Here is a 19,603-nt window from a genome sequence, read left to right on the forward strand (position 1 = left end):
GGTGCTGGGTGGCGGATGCCGCAGAATGCGACGTCTCCCAGTGAACGACCGGGGCGGGGGTCGCCGGATCAGTGTCCGCGCGGGAACCCGCGGAGGGACGTCCCCGTTTCCGGGCGCGGGCCCACCCGGGTCGCGCCTCCGGGCGTGCCCGCAGTCGTCCCCCGTCCGGGGGATCCTGCTCGCGAGGGCTGGTCGCGACGGCTTCGCACGTGCTGCAATGGCGCATGGCCGACGTCATGATCGCCGTGATGCCCTTCGCGGGGCACGTCGCACCGATCGCGGCGGTCGCCGCCGCGTTCGTCGAGGCGGGCCACCGGGTCCGCGTCTACACGGGCCGCGCCTACGCCGACCGGTTCGCCGCGCTCGGCGCCGAGGTCGTCCTCTGGTCGGCCGCACCCGACTTCGACGAGCACGACCTCGCCGCGACCTTCCCCACCCTGCGGGACCGGAAGGGTCCACGACAGCTGCTCGCGAACGTCGAGCACCTGTTCGTCGGCACCGGCGCGGCGCAGGGCGACGACCTCGTCGCGGCGTACGGGCAGCGGCCGTGGGACGTGATCGTCGCCGACGGGCTCAGCCTCGGCATGCACTTCGCGGCCGAGCGCACCGGCACACCGTCCGTCACCGTGAGCATCGTCCCGCTCTCCATCCCGACCCCCGAGCTCCCGCCGCCGATCCTCCCGCTCCGTCCGGCCCGGGGACCGCTCGGCCGGATCCGCGATCGGGTCCTGAACTCGACGCTCAGGCTGGCGGCCCGTGGCGTCCAGCGCGCGTACGACGCGCAGCGCGCGGCATCCGGGCTGCCGCCGACCGATGCGCCGCTCGACGCCGCATGGCACTCCCCCGACCTCGTCTGCGCCTCCGGCGTTCCCGAGCTGGAGTTCCCGCGATCCGGCTGGCCCGTGCGGATCGAGTTCGTCGGCGCGCTCGCCCCGACGGGATCGATCCGCCCCGATCCGCCCGACTGGTGGGCGCAGCTGCCGGAGGATCGTCCGATCGTGCACGTCACGCAGGGCACGCTCAACGTCGACCCCGACGACCTCATCCGGCCGGCGTTCGCGGCCCTCGGTCGGCAGCCCGTCTCGATCGTGGCGACGACTGGCCGCGCCGACGCGCCCGAGCTGCCGATCCCGGCTCCGCCGAACGCGTACGTCGCCGGACTCGTCGACTACGCAGCGCTGCTGCCCCGCCTCGACGCGATGGTCACCAACGGCGGGTGGGGCGGCGTGCTCGCGGCGCTCTCGCACGGCATCCCGCTCATCGTCGCCGGCGGCGACATCGACAAGCCGGTCATCGCGGCGCGGGTGGCGTGGGCGGGAGCGGGCATCGACCTCCGCACCGGCAGGCCGTCGCCGCGGGCGATCCTGCGCGCGTGGCGGCGGCTCTCATCGGACCCGTCCTACCGGGAACGTGCAGAGGCGATCGGGCGCGCGCTGCGCGCGCACGACGGTCCGCGCGAGGTCGTCGCGCACACGATGGAGCTCGTCGAACGCCGCCGAAGCGAGCTCCCGGTCGCGCCCGCGACCTGACGACGGCCGACGCCCGCCGACCGTCAGCCCTTCGCGTGCGAGACGGCCGCCAGCAGGCCGTTCACGAAGCCCGCCGAGTCATCCGTCGACAGCACCGTCGCCGCCTCGACCGCCTCGGAGATCGCGACCGGGTCCGGGACCTCGTCGTTGTAGACGATCTCCCACACGCCGATGCGCAGGAGCGCGCGATCGACCGCGGGCATCCGCTCGAGCGTCCACCCGCGCGAGTGCGTGGTGATGAGCTCGTCGATCTCCTCGCGGTGGTCGACGATGCCATCGACGATCTCGCGCGCGTAGAGCCACGACGCCTGACGCTCGGGCTCGTTCACGGCCCGCTCGGCCTCGGCCACGAGCACCTGCTCGACCGGGACCTGGCGCATGTCGGCCGAGTACAGCATGTCGAGGGCGCGCTTGCGCGCCTTCGTGCGGGCGCTCACTAGTCGTTCACGCGGCCGAGGTAGTCGCCCGAGCGGGTGTCGACCTTGACCTTGGTGCCGGTCTCGAGGAACAGCGGGACCTGGATCTCGTAGCCGGTCTCGACGGTCGCCGGCTTGGTGCCGCCGGTCGAGCGGTCGCCCTGCAGGCCCGGCTCGGTGTAGGTGATCTCGAGCACGACCGACGCGGGCAGCTCGACGTAGAGCGGGTTGCCGTTGTTCAGCGCGATCGTCACCGACTGGTTCTCGAGCATGAAGTTCGCGGCGTCGCCGACGGTCGCCGCGGGCACGGTGAGCTGGTCGTAGTCGGTCTGGTCCATGAACACGAAGCCGTCGCCGTCGTTGTAGAGGTACGTGAAGTCGCGACGGTCGACGTTCTCGACGTCGACCTTGGCACCCGCGTTGTACGTCTTGTCGACGACCTTGCCGGTCACGACGTTCTTCAGCTTGGTGCGCACGAACGCACCGCCCTTGCCGGGCTTGACGTGCTGGAACTCGACGACGCTCCAGAGCTGGCCGTCGATGTTCAGGACGACGCCGTTCTTGATGTCAGCGGTGGATGCCATGGAAGTGCTTTCCGTTCGATGGAGGGGAAGTCTCTGGGCACGCCGAAGGGCATGCGACTGGTCGAGTGTAGTCGACTCAGCTGGGCGACCGCAGGGCAGCGCGCAGGAGCCAGTCGACCGCGAGCCGGTACGATTCGGCGCCGAAGCCCGCGATCACGCCCGACGCGACGCCCGAGATCACGCTGGTGTGACGGAACGCCTCGCGCGCGTGCGGGTTCGACAGGTGCACCTCGACGAGCGGCACGCCCGCGGTCGTCAGTTGCGCCGCCGCGTCGCGGAGCGCGTAGCTGTAGTGCGTGAACGCCGCCGGGTTCAGCACGACCGGCAGACGGCGATCGACCGCCTCGTGGATCCAGCCGATGAGCTCGCCCTCGTCGTCGGTCTGGCGCAGGTCGATCTCGACCTCGTCGGGAACGGATGCCCTGAGGCTCGCGCCGATGTCGGCGAGCGTCTCCGAGCCGTACACCTCGGGTTCGCGCGTGCCGAGTCGGCCGAGGTTCGGCCCGTTCAGGACGAGGATCGTGGTCATGCCCGAAGCCTAGCGGCGCGGCATCCGTCGCCAGACCCCGCGCCCGGACCGGTGCGCGCCCCGGTACTCAGGACGCGATCTCCTGGTACGCCGCGAAGAGCAGCGACTGGTCGGGCGCGAGCATGACCGTGGGCTTGGCGAGGTCGTCGAGCACGATGAAGCGCAGCTGGCCCGCCCGGGCCTTCTTGTCGCGCTGCATGGTCGCGAGGAGCGTGTTCCAGCGGCCCGCCGGGTAGGACGTCGGCAGGCTCAGCAGGTCGAGCACGCGCTTGTGCCGGTCCGCGACCTCGTCGGAGAGCCGCCCCGAGAGGCGCCCGAGCTCGGCGGCGAACGCCATGCCGACCGCGACGGCGGCGCCGTGGCGCCACTGGTAGCGCTCGGCGTGCTCGACCGCGTGGCCGAGCGTGTGGCCGTAGTTGAGGATCTCGCGGAGGCCCTGCTCGGTGAAGTCCTCGCTCACGACGTCCGCCTTCATCCGGATCGCGAGCTCGACCACGCGCCGGAACTCGGGCGTCGCCGGGTCGGTCGCGACCTCGGGGTCGGCCTCGATCACGTCGAGGATCTCGGGGTAGCGGATGAACCCGGCCTTCACGATCTCGGCGAAGCCGGCGAGGATCTCGTTCTTCGGCAGCGTGTCGAGCAGCTCGAGGTCGCACAGCACCTCGGCGGGCGCATGGAAGGCGCCGACCAGGTTCTTGCCCTCGTTCGTGTTGATGCCCGTCTTGCCGCCGACAGCCGCGTCGACCATGCCGAGCACCGTCGTCGGCACCTGCACGATGCGGACGCCGCGGAGCCACGTCGCGGCGACGAAGCCCGCGAGGTCGGTGATCGCTCCCCCGCCGAAGCCGACGACCACGTCGGTCCGCGTGAAGTCGGCCTGGCCGAGGATCTGCCAGCAGAACGCCGCGACCTCGACGCGCTTGGCCTGCTCGGCGTCGGGGACCTCGGCGAGGAGGACCTCGAACCGATCGGCGAGCTTCTCCCGGAGCGCCGCGGCGCGCGCGCCGAGCGTGGCCGGGTGCACGATGAGCACCTTGCGGGCCGAGGAACCGATCGCCTCGGCGAGCCCGTCGACGACGCCGCGCCCGATGCGCACGTCGTAGCCTTCTTCGCCGCCGACCCGGATCACCGTCGCCTCGTACTCGCTCATGCGCGTCCTCCTGCCCACTCGGTGATCTCCTCGACGATCCGCGCGACCGAGCGACGCGTGGTGTCGATGCTGAGGCCGGCGACCTCGTCGTACAGGGGGCGGCGCTCCTCGCGGATCCGGGTCCAGCGCTCGAGCCCGCCGTCGGCGAGCAGCGGCCGGGTGCCGCCGCTGAGCCTCGGCGCGACGGCCTCGGGCCTGACGTCGAGCCGGACGACCGCGAGGCCCGCGAGGTCGGCACGGGTGTCGGCGTCGAGCACGGCACCGCCGCCGAGCGAGACGACCGCCGCTTCGCGCAGCGCCTCGGCGACCACCTCGCGCTCGAGCACCCGGAAGGCCGCCTCGCCGTCGCGCTCGAAGATCTGCTCGATGGGACCGTGGCGCTCGACGATGCGCTGGTCGGTGTCGATGAACGGCGCGCCGACCGATGCCGCGAGCCGGGCGCCCACGCGGGACTTGCCGGAGCCCATCGGCCCGACGAGCACGATCGGCAGCGGCACCGCGCGCCGCCCACCGGGCACGACGCTCGGTGCGGACGGCTCAGGCACGGACCGCGCCGTCGGCGACCTCGCTCGCGAGCGCGTCGGGGATCGCCGCGAGGTACCCCTCGAGGTTGCGCCGCGTCTCGCCCACCGAGTCGCCGCCGAACTTCTCGAGCACCGCGTTCGCGAGGGTCAGCGCGACCATGGCCTCGGCGACGACGCCGGCCGCCGGGACGGCGCAGACGTCGGAGCGCTGGTGGTGGGCGGGCGCGGGTTCGCCGGTCGCGACGTCGATCGTCGGGAGGGCGTGCGGCACGGTCGCGATCGGCTTCATGCCTGCCCGCACGCGCAGCACCGTCCCGGTCGACATGCCGCCCTCGGTGCCGCCCGCGCGGTCGCTCGCGCGAACGATGCGGCCGTCGGCCAGGTGCAGCTCGTCGTGCGCGGCCGAGCCGCGTCGGCGCGTGGTCTCGAAGCCGTCGCCGACCTCCACGCCCTTGATGGCCTGGATGCCCATGAGCGAGGCCGCGAGCTGCGCGTCGAGACGGCGGTCCCAGTGCACGTGCGAGCCGAGTCCCGGCGGGAGCCCGTACGCGAGCACCTCGACGACCCCGCCGAGCGTGTCGCCGTCCTTGTGCGCGGCGTCGACCTCGGCCACCATCCGCTCGCTCGTCGCCGCGTCGAAGCAGCGCAGCGGGTCGGCGTCGAGCCGGTCCACATCGGACGGCATCGGCAGCTCGCTGCCCTCGGGCACCTGGACCGGGCCGATGGCGACCGTGTGCGAGACGAGGCGGATGCCGAGCTCGGCGAGGAACGACCGAGCGACGGCGCCGAGGGCCACGCGCGCGGCGGTCTCGCGCGCACTCGCGCGCTCGAGCACCGGCCGTGCCTCGTCGAAGCCGTACTTCTGCATGCCGACGAGGTCGGCGTGCCCCGGGCGCGGGCGCGTGAGCGGCGCGCCACGTCCGCGGCCGAGCGCCTCCGCATCGACCGGCTCGGGGCTCATCACCTGCTGCCACTTGGGCCACTCGGTGTTGCCGATCCGCAGCGCCACGGGGCTGCCGAGGGTCAGCCCGTGCCTGACGCCGCCCGAGACGGCCAGCTCGTCCTGCTCGAACTTCATGCGCGCACCTCGGCCGTAGCCGAGCTTGCGGCGCGCCAGATCGGCGCGGATGTCATCGAGGGAGACGGGGATGCCTGCGGGGAGGCCTTCGAGGATCGCGACGAGTTCGGGGCCGTGCGATTCCCCGGCGGTGAGCCAACGGAGCATGACCACCATCCTCCCACAGCGGCGTCAGAGGCTCCGGCGCATGACGTCGAGCACCGCGACCTCGTCGGGCAGTGGCTCGAACGGGTCGCCCGACACGAAGATGCGCACTTGGAGCAGCGCCTGGTGCAGGAGCATCCCGAGCCCGTGGGTCACCCTCCCCTCGCGATCGAGCCACGCGGCCGCGAGCGCCGACGGCCACGGGTCGTACGCGACGTCGAGCAGCACCGCCGACTCGACGAGGGCGTCGGACGGCGCGACGCCGAGGTCGGTCCCGCCCGGCACGGTGCTCACGACGAGCTCGGCGGATGACGCGTCCGCGAGCCCGTCGAGCGGGCGCACGCGGACCACGAGCCCCAGTCGGCGCCCGAGCTCCTGGACGCCGATCGCGCGATCCGGATTCCGCGCCAGCACGTCGACCTCGGCCGCACCGAGCTCGGCGATCGCGACAAGCGCCGAGGAGGCCGTCGCACCTCCGCCGATGAGCACCGCCCGGTGGACCCGCTCGAGATCGGCCTCCCCGAGCGTGCGCACGATGCCGCCGATGTCCGTGTTGAACCCCTGGATCGAGCCGTCGTCGGCGAACCGCACGGTGTTGGCCGCGCCCGCGAGTTCCACGAGCCGGTCGGCGCCGTCGAGGTGGTCGAGCACCTCGTGCTTGAGGGGCATGGTCAGCGACAGGCCGCGCCACGCGGCATCCGCATCGTCTCGGACCCGCTCGAGGAACCCGGCGAACCCGCCGGACTGCACCTCGATCGCGTCGTAGCGCCAGTCGAGCCCGAGCCGCTCGTACGCCGCCCGATGCAGCGCCGGGCTCTTCGAATGCCCGATCGGCGAGCCGAGCACGGCGAGCCGGACCGGGCGCGGCGGCGCGGTGGGGTTCGTCTCGCCGGGCGTCGTCTCCATCGCTGCCTATCCGTTCTCGTCGAGGTAGCGCAGGAACTCCTCGACCGCCGCCTCGTGCTCCTCGAGCGTGGCCGAGAACACGGTCTCGCCGGTCTCGAGGTTCACGGTCACGAAGTACAGCCACGGCCCGTCGGCCGGATTCTGCGCGGCGTCGATCGCGACGTCGCCGGGATTGCCGATCGGCCCCGGCGGCAGGCCCGGGTGCACGTACGTGTTGTACGGGTTCGAGGCGTCGGCGCGCTCGGCGTCGGTGGTCGTGACGACCGTGTCGTCGCCGGTGCCGTAGTGCACGGTCGAGTCGAACTGCAGCAGCTGCGACGGGAACTGGTTCGCGTCGAGCCGGTTCCGGATGACGCGCGAGACCTTGTACGCGTCCTCCTCCGAGCCCGCCTCGCGCTCGATCATCGAGGCGATGATCACCGTCTCCCAGCGGTCCTCCGGTGCGACCCCGGCCTCATCGAGCGCCTGGAACGACCGGTCGACGAGGGTCTGCACGACCACCTCGGCGGTGACGTCGGGTCCGAAGGTGTAGGTCGCCGGGAACAGGAAACCCTCGACGCTGGTGGCCTCGGCCGGCAGGCCGAGCGCCTGCGGGTCGGATGCCGCGGCCTCGAGGTCCTCGACCGGGATCCCGGTCGCGGCGGCGGCGTTCGCGAGCGCGTCGCGGGCCCACAGGCCCTCCTGGATCACGAACGTGTTCTCGAGCTTGTTCTCGGGGTCGAGCAGCGCGTCCAGCGCGTCCGAGGCGCTCATCCGGTTCGCCATCCGGTAGGCGCCGGGGTAGAAGATCGGCTGCTCGGACCGGCTGGTGACTTCCTCGATGAAGGCCTCCGATGAGGCGACGATGTCCTGCTCCTCGAGGTTGGCCGCGATGGTCTCGCCGCCGTCGCCCTCGTTGATCATGAAGACGACCTCGCCGCTGCCGGCGCCCGAGTAGTCCTCTGGCGGCTGGAAGCGTTCCATGAGCGAGGTGATCGGCCCCTGGAGGAAGAAGGCCGCCCCCGCGACGAGCGCTCCGAGCACGATCAGCGCGATGAGGCATCCCCACGCACCGCGTCGACGGCGGTTCGGTTCACGTTCGTGCTCCTCGAACTCCCACGCCGCCGCGGCACGTCGGTCGGAACGGGACGGGCGCGACGCGTCGTCGCCCAAGTCTGCGAACGGGTCCTGGTCGTGCGGATCGGTCTCGGCGACGATGCCGCGTCCGCCGGTCGGCGGCCACTCCTCCGACGCGGCTCCGGCGCGTGCGCGAAGCGGGCCTGCGTATGCCGCGGCGAGCGTGTCGTCGGTGGCGTAGTGCGCATCGTCGCCGGCGGCGTAGTACGGATCGTCGCCGGCGCCGTAGCCGGGGACGACCTCGTCGTCCCAGCGTTCCACCGGCTCGCGCGCCGGCGGCGCAACCGGGTGCTGGCCCGGCAGTCCCGCCGGGCCGCTCGGCGCGACGCGAGCGGGCTGCGGCGGCGGCACCTGCTGCCGGCTCCGGATCTGCGGGTCGGGCCGCTGCGCCGCCTGGGCGGCGCGCCATTCCGCCTCGGCCGCGCGCTCCGCCTCGTCGGCCGCGGCCCGCCGCGCCTCCATGGCGGCCTGTCGTCGGGCGGCCTCCGCTGCCGCTGCGCGCTGGGCCTCGTCGGCCGCCGCGCGCCGCTCATCCTCCGCGGCCGCGCGCTGGGCCGCCTCCGCCGCCTGGCGCTGCTCCATCTCCCGCAGTTCCCGTCGGGTCCTCGGCGCCGAGGGCTGCGGATCGGTCGACGGCGGTGTGGGGGCGGAGCCGCGTCGACGCTCTGGGGGGAGCTGGGTCACGAGGTCAGGAGCCTTCCTCGACGGGGATGGTGCGTCCGGGGGCGGTGCCCGATGCCCGTTCGGCATCGATGGCATGTTGCAGAATGATAACGGCTGCGGCTTGGTCGATGATCGGACGCTGCTTCTTGGCGGACTTCCCCGCTGATCGGAGCGCCTGCTGGGCGCTCACCGTCGACATCCGCTCGTCGACGAGACGCACTGGGGCCCCGGCCTCCGCGAGCCGCTCGGCGAACCCGACGGCATCGGCCGTCGACGCCGTCGACTGCCCCGACAACGAGAGCGGGTTCCCGACCACGAGCTCGACGGCCTCGTACTCGGCGGCCAGGTCGAGTACACGACTGATGTCGGAACCGTCGTCGTCTGCGCGACGCGCGACCGTCTCGACGGGAACGGCGAGGATCGCCGACGGATCGCAGCGCGCCACGCCGATGCGCGCTCGGCCGACGTCGATGCCGAGTCGCGCACCGGGTCGCACGATCAGGCTCCCGCTGCGGTTCGTGCGGCCCCGAGCGCGGCGGGGATCGCGCCGAGGTCGGTACCGCCGCCCTGCGCGAGGTCGGGCTTGCCGCCGCCGCCGCCGCCGAGCGCCGCGGCCATGGCCTTCGCGATCGTGCCGGCGTTCGCACCCGCGTCGCGAGCAGTGGGCGACGTGGCCGCGATCGCGAGCGGCTTGCCGCCGACCTCGCCGATCAGGGCGACGACGGATGCCGCGTCGCCCAGCCTGCCGCGGACGGCCGTCGCGAGCGAGCGCAGCTCGTCGCCCGAGCCGAGCGGGCCGACCGCCTCCGTGACGATCAGCAGGTCGCCGACGCGCTCCGCCTTCGACGCCAGGTCGGGCACGCGGTCGTTCAGGGCCTTCGACTCGTACGCCTGGATCTTCTTCTCGGCGGCCTTGAGGCTCGCGACGAGCTCGCCGACGCGGTCGACCAGCAGTTCCGGACGCGTCTTCAGCGTGCCGGTGAGCTCCTGCACGAGTGCGCGTTCGGCGGCGAACCGGGCGAACGCATCCCGGCCGACGAGGGACTCGACACGGCGGTTCGACGCACCCACCGAGGACTCGCCGACGATGTTGATCATGCCGACCTCCGCGCTGCGGGCGACGTGCGTGCCCGCGCAGAGCTCGCGCGACCAGGGGCCGCCGATGTCGACGACGCGCACGACGTCGCCGTACTTCTCGCCGAACAGGGCCATCGCGCCGAGCGCCTTCGCCTCATCGATGGGCATCTCGCGGGTGACGACCTCGAGGTTCTCGCGCACGGCGCCGTTCGCGACCTCCTCGATCTCGCTGCGCGTCTCGGCCGACAGGGCCTGGTTCCAGCCGTAGTCGAGTCGGAGGTAGCCCGCCTTGTTGAACGAACCGGACTGGTGCGCGGTGGGTCCGAGCACCTGGCGGAGCGCCGCGTGCACGAGGTGCGTGCCGGAGTGCGCCTGCGTCGCACCGCGACGGTAGTCCTCGTCGACGATGCTCGTCGCCGGGACGCCGACCCCGACCTCGCCCGTGGTGACCTTCACCGTGTGGCTGATGAGCCCCTTCACGGGCTTCTGCACGTCGAGCACCTGCAGCTCGAAGCCGTCGCCCACGATGCGGCCCTGGTCGGGCGCCTGGCCGCCGGACTCGGCGTACAGCGACGTCTCCGCGAGGATCACCTCGGCCGTCTGGCCGGCCGAGGCCGCTGCGACCGGGCGGCCGTCGACGAGGATGCCGAGCACGCTCGAGTCGGTCACGAGGTCGGTGTAGCCCGTGAAGACGGTCTCGCCCTTCGCGCGGAAGTCGCTGTAGACCGACAGGTCGGCGAGGACCTTCTTCTTCGACTTCGCGTCGGCCTTCGCGCGCGAGCGCTGGTCGGCCATGAGCGTGTCGAACGCCGGGCGATCCACCGCGAGCCCGGCCTCCTCGGCCATCTCGAGCGTGAGCTCGATCGGGAAGCCGTAGGTGTCGTGCAGGAGGAACGCGGTGTCGCCCGCGAGCTGCTCCGCGCCATCCGCCTTCGTCTTCGCCACCGCGGTGTCGAGGATCGCCGTGCCCGCGGTGAGCGTGCGGAGGAAGGTCGCCTCCTCGCCGAGCGCGAGCTGCTCGATCTGCGTGTAGCTCGTCGCGACCTCGGGGTACGCGGCCTTCATCGCGTCGCGCGACGCGGCGAAGAGCTCGCGGAACGTCGGCCCCTCGACGCCGAGCAGGCGCATCGCGCGGATGCTGCGGCGGAGCAGTCGTCGGAGGATGTAGCCGCGGCCCTCGTTCGACGGTGTCACGCCGTCGCTCATGAGCATGAGGGAGGAGCGGATGTGGTCGGCGATGACGCGCATGCGCACGTCGTCCTCGTGGTCGGCGCCGTAGCGACGACCGGAGAGGCGCGCGGCGGCGTCGAGGACGGGCCGGACCTGGTCGATCTCGTACATGTTGTCGACGCCCTGCTTGATGAACGCGACGCGCTCGAGGCCCATGCCGGTGTCGATGTTCTTCTTCGGCAGCTCCTTCACGATCGTGAAGTCGACCTTCGACTTCACGTCGGCGATCAGGTACTGCATGAAGACGAGGTTCCAGATCTCGACGTACCGGTCGTCGTCGGTCGCCGGGCCGCCGTCGATGCCGTACTCGGGGCCGCGGTCGAAGAAGATCTCGGAGCAGGGGCCCGCAGGGCCGGGCTGGCCGGTGTGCCAGTAGTTTGTGTCCTTGCCGAGGCCCTGGATGCGCTCGTCGGGCAGGCCCGCGACGCGCTTCCAGATCTCGCGCGCCTCGTCGTCGTCCTCGTAGACCGTGACCCAGAGGTCCTTCGGGTCGAAGCCGTAGCCGCCCTCGGCCTCGGAGGTCGTGAGGAGCTCCCACGCGGCGGTGATCGCCCCCTCCTTGAAGTAGTCGCCGAAGGAGAAGTTGCCGTTCATCTGGAAGAACGTGCCGTGACGAGGGGTCTTGCCGACCTCCTCGATGTCGTTGGTGCGGATGCACTTCTGCACGCTCGTGGCGCGAGGATACGGCGCCGGCACGACCCCGGTGAGGTACGGCACGAACGGCACCATTCCGGCGACCGTGAACAGCAGCGACGGGTCGTCGGACACGAGCGAGGCCGACGGCACGACCGTGTGGCCCCGCGCGGCGAAGAAGTCAAGCCAGCGCTGGCGGATCTCGGCAGTCTGCATGGTTCCGTTCTGGTTTCGTGGGGATGGTGGAACGTCCCGCGCCCGGCGCGGGATGCGTCGCGCGCCGCGTCTAGTGGTCCTCGGCCGCCCGGAGCTCGGCCTCGCGCGCGTGGTAGCCCTCGGCGACCGCACGGCCGAAGGCCCGCGCCTTGGCGTCGATTCCCTCGAAGAACTCACGGCCCTGCGCCGTGCGGTTGACCTGGTGCGCGACCGCGAACCCGGCCGCGACGCCGACGGTGAACCACAGGATGCTCTTCACGTCTCACTCCTCGAGGGGTCGTTGCGCCGCGCAGTGCGCACGCATCCCCTCAGTCTAGGGCGTGCGACGGATGCCGCGGGGAGACGACGAACGGGGCCGCGGCGAACCGCGACCCCGTTCGGGCGAACCGCCGACTAGCGGGCGGCGTAGTACTCGACGACGAGCTGGACGTCACACGTGACGGGCACCTCGGCGCGCTTCGGGCGACGCACGAGCGTGGCCTGCAGCTTGTCGAGCTCGACCTCGAGGTAGCCCGGGGTCTTGGGGAGCACGTCGACGTGGCCGCCGGCCGCCGCGACCTGGAACGGCTCGCTGCCCTCGGAGCGCTGCTTGACGCCCACGACCTGGCCCGGCTTCACGCGGAACGACGGACGGTCGACGATCTTGCCGTCGACGGTGATGTGGCGGTGCACGACGAACTGGCGGGCCTGCGAGATGGTGCGGGCGAAGCCGGCGCGGAGCACGAGCGCGTCGAGGCGCATCTCGAGCAGCTCGACCAGGTTCTCACCGGTCAGGCCGTCGGTGCGGCGGGCCTCGTTGAACGCGATGCGGAGCTGCTTCTCGCGGATGCCGTACTGGGCGCGCAGGCGCTGCTTCTCGCGGAGGCGCACGGCGTAGTCGGAGTCCTGCTTGCGCTTGGTGCGGCCGTGCTCACCGGGAGCGTACGGACGCTTCTCCATGTACCGGGCGGCCTTCGGGGTGAGGGCGACGCCGAGCGCACGGGAGAGACGGGTCTTGCTACGGGACTGGTTGGTCACGATGTCCTTTCGGAGGATTCTCAAACGGTGTGGTTCCGGGCGCGCCGAGCGCCGGAAAGACGATGTTCAGAGGGGTTCGCCACGGGGCGACCGGCTACAGGTCGCATCCCTTCGCCGTGGAGACCGCGCAGCCGCACGCGAGAATCTGGCTTCAGGCCAGCGTCGATCGTACCATGAGCGGCCCGTCAGCGCTCACCGCGCACGATGCGGCGGAGCTTCGCGAGGCGAGCCGCGACCTCGCGCTCGTTGCCGTGCTCGGTCGGCGTGTAGTACACGGCCCCGCGGAGCGGGTCGGGCAGGTACTGCTGCGGGACCACGCCGATCGGGTCGTCGTGCGGGTAGGCGTACCCCGTTCCGTGGCCGAGACGCTTCGCACCGGGGTAGTGCGCGTCGCGCAGGTGCTTCGGGACGCGACCGGCGCGGCCGGCCCTGACATCGGCGAGTGCGGCGTCGATCCCGAGGTAGGCGGCGTTCGACTTCGGTGCGGTCGCGAGGTGCACGACGGCCTGCGCGAGCGGGATCCGCCCCTCGGGCATGCCGATGTACTGCACCGCATCGGCCGCCGCGACCGCGACGCCCAGTGCGGTCGGGTCGGCCATGCCGACGTCCTCCGAGGCCAGGACGATGATGCGGCGCGCGATGAACCGCGGGTCCTCACCGGCCTCGATCATCCGCGCCAGGTAGTGCAGCGCCGCGTCGACGTCGCTGCCGCGCACCGACTTGATGAAGGCGCTGATGACGTCGTAGTGCTCGTCGCCGTCGCGGTCGTAGCGCAGGAGTGCGCGATCCACGGCGCGAGCGACCACCTCGGGGGTGATCACCGGCGGTGTCGCCGCCTCCTCGTCCATCTCGCTCAGCGCCGAGGTGGACGCCGCCTCGAGCGCGGTGAGCGCCCGCCGCGCGTCGCCCGATGCCAGCCGAACGATGGCGGCGCGCGCCTCGGGCGCGAGTTCGACCCGCCCGCCGAGGCCGCGCGGATCTGCGACGGCACGGTCGACGAGCATCGCGAGTTCGTCGTCGTCGAGCGTCTCGAGGGTGAGCAGGAGCGATCGCGAGAGCAGGGGCGAGATCACCGAGAACGACGGGTTCTCGGTCGTCGCCGCGACGAGGATCACCCAGCCGTTCTCGACTCCGGGCAGCAGCGCGTCCTGTTGGGCCTTGGTGAAGCGGTGGATCTCGTCGAGGAACAGCACCGTCGAGACGCCGTAGAGGTCACGGTCGGCGCGGGCCGCCTCCATCACCTGCCGGACGTCGCGAACGCCGGCCGTGACCGCCGAGAGTTCGACGAACTTGCGGCCGGAGGAACGCGCGATCGCCTGGGCCAGCGTCGTCTTGCCCGTGCCGGGCGGACCCCACAGGATCACCGAGACCGCCCCGGACTCCCCCGTGCGGTCGGCGGCGAGCGCGACGAGCGGCGAACCCGGCGTCAGGAGGTGCTGCTGGCCGGCCACCTCGTCGAGGCTCCGCGGCCGCATTCGCACCGCGAGGGGGGTCGCGCCCGCGCGCAACCCCTGGACCGAATCCACCATGCCGTCCAGCGTAATCGCGCGCACCGACACGGCCCGCTCCCCCGCGCGCGGCAGGATTCGCCCCGGAATGCCGCGGTTGCGTAGGCTCTCCTCCGCAGGATTCCCCCCGAAGGAGCAGCGTGGCAACGAACGACCGTCAGGCGCGCGAGGAGCGCTCGCGCCTCCGCACCTACCAGGCCCGCCAGGAGGTCCACCGGCGCGCGGTGCGTCGCCGGACGCGCGACAACGTGATCGCCGGAGTGGCGCTCGTGGTGGTGCTCGCCCTCGCCACCGCGGCGCAGCTGTTCTACTTCTCCGGCGGCCCCGGCACGCCGGAGGCGGAGCCCACCCCCACGCCGACGCCGAGCGCCGAGGCCGCCGAGGTGCCCTCGCCCGACCTGGCCGAGGACCGCACGTGGGTCGGTGCGCTGACGCTCAACGACACGACGCTCTCGATCGAACTCGACGGCGCCGCGGCGCCGCAGGCGGTCGCGAGCACGGTCAGCCTCGCCGACTCCGGCTTCTACGACGGCCTCACCTGCCACCGGCTCACCACGGAGGGCATCTTCGTGCTGCAGTGCGGCGACCCGAACGGCGACGGCTCGGGCGGCCCCGGGTACAGCTACGGCCCGATCGAGAACGCCCCCGCCGACGACGTCTACCCCGCCGGGACCATCGCCATGGCTCGGCAGGGCGGAGCCGCCGAGAGCCAGGGCAGCCAGTTCTTCATCGTCTACGAGGACTCGACGATCCCCTCGGACGCCGCGGGCGGGTACGCAGTGATCGGCCGCGTGACCGACGGCCTGGACGCGCTGCGAGCCGACATCACCGACCAGGGCGTCGCCGACGACGCGACCGACGGTGCTCCGGTCCGGCCGGTGAGCATCACGTCGTTCGTCGTCGAGTGAGCGGCGGCGTCCGGCGTGCCTCCGCCGGACGGACACGGTCCTCGGGGGTGCAATAGGCTTGATGCCGTCATCCGCCGCGCACGCGGCATCCGCACGACGACAGGGTGAGTTCGTGACCGATTCAGCACAGCAACCGTGGGGCCGCGTCGACGAGACGGGCACCGTCTTCGTGCGGACCAGCGAGGGCGAGCGCGAGGTCGGGCAGTACCCCGACGCGACGCCTGAAGAGGCGCTGGCGTACTTCGAGCGCAAGTACGCCGACCTCGCGGGCGCGGTCGGACTGCTCGAGCAGCGGGTGCGGCGCGGGGCGCCCGCGGCGGATGTCGCCAAGGCCGTCGCCACGCTCCAGGCGAGCGTCGCCGACGCCCACGCCGTCGGCGACCTCGAGTCGCTCACGCGCCGTCTCGAGGCGCTCTCCGGCACGACGCAGGAGCTCACCGCGCAGCAGCAGGCCGAAGCGAAGGCCGCGCTCGCCGACGCGATCGCCGAGCGCACCCGCATCGTCGAGGAGGCCGAAGGCCTCGCCGCGCAGGACCCGTCGAAGACCCAGTGGAAGCAGACCTCCGCCGAGCTCGACGCCCTGTTCGCGCGCTGGCAGCAGCACCAGCAGGAGGGCCCCCGCCTGCCCAAGGGCGAGGCGAACGAGCTCTGGAAGCGGTTCCGCGCCGCGCGCTCGACGATCGAGCAGCACCGCAAGGCGTTCTTCGCCGAGCTCGACGCGGCCCACCGCGAAGTGCGCCAGCGCAAGCAGCGCCTCATCGAGCGTGCGGAGGCACTCGCGCCGCGCGGCGCCGACGGCGTGGTCGAGTACCGGTCGCTTCTCGACGAGTGGAAGCAGGCGGGCCGAGCCGGCAAGAAGGTCGACGACGCACTCTGGGCGAAGTTCAAGGCCGCGGGCGACGTGCTCTTCCAGGCCAAGGCCGAGATCGACGCGAAGGACGACGAGGAGTACCGCGCGAACCTCACGCAGAAGCTCGCACTCCTCGACGAAGCCGACGCACTGCTCTCCTCGAAGGACGCGCGCGCCGCGCGCGCCACGCTCAACGGCATCCAGCGCCGCTGGGACGAGATCGGGCGCGTGCCGCGCGATCAGGTCCGAACCGTCGAGGACCGCCTCCGCAAGGTCGAGAACCACGTCCGCACCCTCGAGGACGAGCGCTGGGAGCGTGACGACCCCGAGAAGAAGGCGCGATCCGAGGGCATGCTCGGCCAGTTGCACGACGCGATCGCCAAGCTCGAGGCCGAGCTCGCCGAGGCCGAGGCCGCCGGCGATGCGAAGGCCGTCGCCGCCGCGCGCGAGGCGCTCGATGCCCGCCGGGCGTGGCTGAAGGCCGTCGGCGGCTGAGCCTCGCCATCCTCACTCGACCCGTCGTCGCGCTCGCGGCGGCGGGTCGAGTCGCTCCCCCCGGTCATCGCGGGACGCTGCACCCCGCATTCCACAGGCCTCAGCGGTGATCCACAACCTGCGACGATCGTCTCCCGCGGTCGCGGCGCATGCCGCAACATGGCTCGCATGTCCCGACTCCCCTCCGTCCTCGACGTCGACGACCTTCCCCTGGCCGAGCTCTGCGCCGCCCGACTCGACGGCGAGGTGATGCGGATCGGCGCCGGCTGGTGCCCGATCGACGAACCCGACCTTCCGGGCCTCCGTGCCGCATCGGTGGCCCCGCGCCTGCCGGCGCCCTTCGTCATCGAGCGCCGCTCCGCGGCGTGGGTGCACGGGGCGCTGCCTGCTCCGCCGCCGGCCGCGGAATGCTGCGTCCCGCACGCCGAACGCGTGGCCACCCGATCGCTGCCGGCGGGCATGATCCTGCGCGAGGTCGCGATCGAGGCCCATGACATCGTCGTCATCGGCGGCATCCGCTGCACCACCCTGCACCGCACCGTCTACGACCTCGTCCGCGACGCCGATCCCGGCCACGACGTCGTCGGCATCGTCGCGGCCCTGCTCGTGGTCGATCGCTCAGCGGGCGAGGCGGTGCGAACCCGCCTGGAGCAGGCCCACCGCCTGCCGCACAAGGCGGCCGCGCTCGCGCGCCTCACCGAGGCCGAGGTCGTTGCGGCGTCACCGCCGTCCGCCGCGGCTCAGCCGTCGCTCACCCGGTAGACGTCGTAGACGGCGTCGATGCGGCGCACGGCGTTCAGCACCCGGTCGAGGTGCGTCGTGTCGCCCATCTCGAACACGAAGCGGCTGATGGCGAGCCGGTCCGACGAGGTCGAGACGTTCGCGGAGAGGATGTTGACGTGGTGCTCGCTGAGCACGCGGGTGACGTCGGAGAGCAGCCCCGCGCGGTCGAGCGCCTCGATCTGGATCTGCACCAGGAACACGCTCTTCGAGCTCGGCGCCCACTCGACGTCGATCATGCGGTCGGGCTCGCGGAGCAGCGACTGCACGTTGTGGCACGACGCCTGGTGCACCGACACGCCCGACCCGCGCGTGATGAACCCGACGATGTCGTCGCCGGGAACCGGCGTGCAGCACCGCGCGATCTTCACGAGGATGTCGGGCGCGCCCCGCACGAGCACCCCGGAGTCGCTCGTCCGCGGGAGCGGACGCGACCTGACGGGGATCGCCGGCAGCTCCGGCTCGTCCGCATCGTCGACGTCGCGCACGAGGGCGATGACCTTCTCGATGACGGACTGCGTCGACACATGCCCCTCGCCGACGGCGGCGTACAGCGCCGAGACGTCGTCGTAGCGCAGCTGCGCGGCCACCTCGGCGAACGACTCCTGGCTCATGAGCTTCTGCAGCGGGAGGTTCTGCTTGCGCATCGCGCGGGCGATCGCGTCACGTCCGTGCTCGATGGCCTCGTCGCGCCGCTCCTTCGTGAACCACTGCCGGATCTTGCTGCGCGCACGGGGGCTCTTGACGAAGTTCAGCCAGTCCTTGCTGGGACCGGAGTCGGGGTTCTTCGAGGTGAAGACCTCGACGACGTCTCCACTCACGAGCTCGCTCTCGAGCGGCACGAGCCGCCCGTTGACCTTCGCGCCCATGGTGCGGTGCCCGACCTCGGTGTGCACCGCGTACGCGAAGTCGACCGGGGTCGCGCCGGCGGGCAGGCCGATCACCCGGCCCTTCGGCGTGAAGACGTAGACCTCCTTCGCGCCGATCTCGAACCGCAGTGAGTCGAGGAACTCGCCGGGGTCGGCCGTCTCCGCCTGCCAGTCCGAGATGTGCGCGAGCCAGGCCATGTCGGCGTCGCCGCGCGTCGTGCCGCCGTCCGTGTGACCAGCGGCCATCCGCTCCTTGTACTTCCAGTGCGCGGCGACACCGTACTCGGCGCGCTGGTGCATGTCGTGCGTGCGGATCTGGATCTCGACGGGACGACCCTTCGGGCCGATCACCGTCGTGTGCAGGGACTGGTACAGGTTGAACTTCGGCGTCGCGATGTAGTCCTTGAACCTGCCTGGCACCGGCGTCCATCGCGCGTGGATGGAGCCGAGCACGGCGTAGCAGTCCCGCACCGAGTTCACGAGGATCCGGATGCCGACGAGGTCGTAGATGTCGTCGAAGTCGCGACCGCGCACGATCATCTTCTGGTAGATCGAGTAGTACTGCTTCGGCCGGCCGACGACCTTGCCGCGGATGCGCGCGGCCTTGAGGTCGTCGGAGACGAGGTCGATCACCGACTGGACGTACTCCTCGCGCTGGGGGGTGCGCTGCTTGACCAGGCTCTCGATCTCGGCGTAGAGCTTCGGGTACAGCACCGCGAACGAGAGGTCCTCGAGCTCCCACTTGATGGTCTGGATTCCGAGGCGGTGTGCGAGCGGCGCGTAGATCTCGAGCGTCTCGGTGGCCTTGCGCGACGCCGACGCGGCCGGGACGAAGCCCCAGGTCCGCGCGTTGTGCAGCCGGTCGGCGAGCTTGATGATCAGCACGCGGATGTCCTTCGACATCGCGACGATCATCTTGCGGACGGTCTCGGCCTGCGTGGAGTCGCCGTACTTGACCTTGTCGAGCTTCGTGACGCCGTCGACGAGCATCGCGATCTCGTCACCGAAGTCGGCTCGCAGCTGGTCGAGCGTGTACGCGGTGTCCTCGACGGTGTCGTGGAGCAGTGCCGCGGCGACGGCCTTGGAGCCGATACCCAGGTCGGCGAGGATCTGGGCGACCGCGATCGGATGCGTGATGTACGGCTCGCCGCTGCGTCGCTTCTGTCCCTCGTGGGCGCGCTCGGCGACCGTGTAGGCACGTTCGATGACCGACAGGTCGGCCTTCGGATGGTGCATCCGCACCGTCCGCATGACATTGTCGACCGCCCCGGCCGGGAGCGCCTTGGAGAAGATCCGTGGCACGAGTCGACGCAGTGACGCCGTCGAGTTGACACCGGTATCGGTCATGAGCCCCGCACCTCCAGACCTCAATTATCACCGC

The 19,603-nt window shown here is 71.9% G+C and carries 18 protein-coding genes; 4 read left to right on the plus strand and 14 right to left on the minus strand.

Annotated features, from left to right (window positions below):
* Positions 1 to 224: 224 nt before the first annotated feature.
* Positions 225 to 1,529: a nucleotide disphospho-sugar-binding domain-containing protein gene (locus GJ743_RS11845; RefSeq protein WP_196216989.1), complete on the plus strand. Its 1,305-nt coding sequence runs from the start codon at positions 225 to 227 to the stop codon at positions 1,527 to 1,529.
* A 23-nt stretch (positions 1,530 to 1,552) separates the two neighbouring features.
* On the opposite strand, the gene nusB is transcribed toward GJ743_RS11845, so the two are convergent.
* The 13 genes from nusB to GJ743_RS11910 form a co-directional block, all read right to left on the minus strand.
* Complete coding sequence (gene nusB / locus GJ743_RS11850) at positions 1,553 to 1,966, minus strand: transcription antitermination factor NusB (RefSeq protein ID WP_328289116.1); 414 nt, start codon at positions 1,964 to 1,966, stop codon at positions 1,553 to 1,555.
* Positions 1,966 to 2,529, minus strand: coding sequence for an elongation factor P (gene efp, locus GJ743_RS11855; RefSeq protein WP_155052119.1), 564 nt, complete (start codon positions 2,527 to 2,529; stop codon positions 1,966 to 1,968). The genes nusB and efp overlap by 1 nt, the downstream gene beginning before the upstream one ends.
* Positions 2,530 to 2,605: 76 nt before the next feature.
* Complete coding sequence (gene aroQ, locus GJ743_RS11860) at positions 2,606 to 3,058, minus strand: type II 3-dehydroquinate dehydratase (protein ID WP_155052120.1); 453 nt, start codon at positions 3,056 to 3,058, stop codon at positions 2,606 to 2,608.
* Positions 3,059 to 3,125: 67 nt separating this feature from the next.
* The gene (gene aroB, locus GJ743_RS11865; protein ID WP_155052121.1) at positions 3,126 to 4,208 is read right to left on the minus strand and encodes a 3-dehydroquinate synthase; all 1,083 of its coding nucleotides are present in this window, start codon (positions 4,206 to 4,208) and stop codon (positions 3,126 to 3,128) included.
* On the minus strand, positions 4,205 to 4,753 hold the full coding sequence (locus GJ743_RS11870; RefSeq protein ID WP_328289117.1) for a shikimate kinase: 549 nt from the start codon (positions 4,751 to 4,753) through the stop codon (positions 4,205 to 4,207). Before GJ743_RS11870 ends, aroB begins: the two co-directional genes overlap by 4 nt.
* Positions 4,746 to 5,957, minus strand: a complete 1,212-nt coding sequence (gene aroC, locus GJ743_RS11875) for a chorismate synthase (RefSeq protein ID WP_155052122.1) — start codon at positions 5,955 to 5,957, stop codon at positions 4,746 to 4,748. The genes GJ743_RS11870 and aroC overlap by 8 nt, the downstream gene beginning before the upstream one ends.
* Before the next feature lie 24 nt (positions 5,958 to 5,981).
* Positions 5,982 to 6,860 carry a shikimate dehydrogenase gene (locus GJ743_RS11880; RefSeq protein ID WP_155052123.1) on the minus strand — a complete coding sequence of 293 codons (879 nt, stop codon included), beginning with the start codon at positions 6,858 to 6,860 and terminating at the stop codon, positions 5,982 to 5,984.
* 6 nt (positions 6,861 to 6,866) lie between these two features.
* A complete protein-coding gene (gene mltG / locus GJ743_RS11885; RefSeq protein WP_155052124.1) occupies positions 6,867 to 8,558 on the minus strand; it encodes an endolytic transglycosylase MltG in 1,692 nt (563 codons plus the stop codon).
* A 106-nt stretch (positions 8,559 to 8,664) separates the two neighbouring features.
* Positions 8,665 to 9,135, minus strand: coding sequence for a Holliday junction resolvase RuvX (gene ruvX / locus GJ743_RS11890; protein ID WP_328289118.1), 471 nt, complete (start codon positions 9,133 to 9,135; stop codon positions 8,665 to 8,667).
* Positions 9,136 to 9,137: 2 nt separating this feature from the next.
* Positions 9,138 to 11,795, minus strand: coding sequence for an alanine--tRNA ligase (gene alaS, locus GJ743_RS11895; protein ID WP_155052126.1), 2,658 nt, complete (start codon positions 11,793 to 11,795; stop codon positions 9,138 to 9,140).
* A gap of 70 nt (positions 11,796 to 11,865) precedes the next feature.
* The gene (locus GJ743_RS11900; protein WP_155052127.1) at positions 11,866 to 12,054 is read right to left on the minus strand and encodes a hypothetical protein; all 189 of its coding nucleotides are present in this window, start codon (positions 12,052 to 12,054) and stop codon (positions 11,866 to 11,868) included.
* 134 nt (positions 12,055 to 12,188) lie between these two features.
* Positions 12,189 to 12,812 (minus strand): 30S ribosomal protein S4, encoded by a 624-nt coding sequence (rpsD, locus tag GJ743_RS11905; protein ID WP_425545772.1) that lies wholly within the window; start codon positions 12,810 to 12,812, stop codon positions 12,189 to 12,191.
* A gap of 185 nt (positions 12,813 to 12,997) precedes the next feature.
* A complete protein-coding gene (locus tag GJ743_RS11910) occupies positions 12,998 to 14,341 on the minus strand; it encodes a replication-associated recombination protein A (protein ID WP_155052129.1) in 1,344 nt (447 codons plus the stop codon).
* A 119-nt stretch (positions 14,342 to 14,460) separates the two neighbouring features.
* On the opposite strand from GJ743_RS11910, the gene GJ743_RS11915 reads away from it, so the two are divergent.
* The 3 genes from GJ743_RS11915 (at position 14,461) to GJ743_RS11925 (ending at position 17,335) form a co-directional block, all read left to right on the plus strand.
* Entirely contained in the window at positions 14,461 to 15,228 is a 768-nt protein-coding gene (locus GJ743_RS11915) for a peptidylprolyl isomerase (protein ID WP_328289119.1), read from the plus strand.
* A 112-nt stretch (positions 15,229 to 15,340) separates the two neighbouring features.
* Complete coding sequence (locus GJ743_RS11920; RefSeq protein ID WP_328289120.1) at positions 15,341 to 16,573, plus strand: DUF349 domain-containing protein; 1,233 nt, start codon at positions 15,341 to 15,343, stop codon at positions 16,571 to 16,573.
* Positions 16,574 to 16,741: 168 nt separating this feature from the next.
* On the plus strand, positions 16,742 to 17,335 hold the full coding sequence (locus GJ743_RS11925; RefSeq protein WP_155052131.1) for a hypothetical protein: 594 nt from the start codon (positions 16,742 to 16,744) through the stop codon (positions 17,333 to 17,335).
* Here GJ743_RS11925 and GJ743_RS11930 read toward each other — a convergent pair.
* Positions 17,314 to 19,569, minus strand: a complete 2,256-nt coding sequence (locus GJ743_RS11930) for a RelA/SpoT family protein (RefSeq protein ID WP_155052132.1) — start codon at positions 19,567 to 19,569, stop codon at positions 17,314 to 17,316. The genes GJ743_RS11925 and GJ743_RS11930 overlap by 22 nt on opposite strands.
* Positions 19,570 to 19,603 lie beyond the last annotated feature (34 nt).

This window comes from Agromyces bracchium, from assembly GCF_009709675.1.
GTDB classification, from domain to species: Bacteria; Actinomycetota; Actinomycetes; order Actinomycetales; family Microbacteriaceae; genus Agromyces; species Agromyces bracchium.

Coding starts and splice junctions, on each gene's coding strand:
- aroQ (WP_155052120.1), bottom strand. CDS start 3,058: ATGACCACGATCCTCGTCCTGAACGGGCCGAACCTCGGCCGACTCGGC.
- mltG (WP_155052124.1), bottom strand. CDS start 8,558: ATGGAGCAGCGCCAGGCGGCGGAGGCGGCCCAGCGCGCGGCCGCGGAG.
- efp (WP_155052119.1), bottom strand. CDS start 2,529: ATGGCATCCACCGCTGACATCAAGAACGGCGTCGTCCTGAACATCGAC.
- GJ743_RS11880 (WP_155052123.1), bottom strand. CDS start 6,860: ATGGAGACGACGCCCGGCGAGACGAACCCCACCGCGCCGCCGCGCCCG.
- GJ743_RS11925 (WP_155052131.1), top strand. CDS start 16,742: ATGTCCCGACTCCCCTCCGTCCTCGACGTCGACGACCTTCCCCTGGCC.
- GJ743_RS11910 (WP_155052129.1), bottom strand. CDS start 14,341: ATGGTGGATTCGGTCCAGGGGTTGCGCGCGGGCGCGACCCCCCTCGCG.
- aroB (WP_155052121.1), bottom strand. CDS start 4,208: ATGAGCGAGTACGAGGCGACGGTGATCCGGGTCGGCGGCGAAGAAGGC.
- aroC (WP_155052122.1), bottom strand. CDS start 5,957: ATGCTCCGTTGGCTCACCGCCGGGGAATCGCACGGCCCCGAACTCGTC.
- alaS (WP_155052126.1), bottom strand. CDS start 11,795: ATGCAGACTGCCGAGATCCGCCAGCGCTGGCTTGACTTCTTCGCCGCG.
- GJ743_RS11930 (WP_155052132.1), bottom strand. CDS start 19,569: ATGACCGATACCGGTGTCAACTCGACGGCGTCACTGCGTCGACTCGTG.
- GJ743_RS11845 (WP_196216989.1), top strand. CDS start 225: ATGGCCGACGTCATGATCGCCGTGATGCCCTTCGCGGGGCACGTCGCA.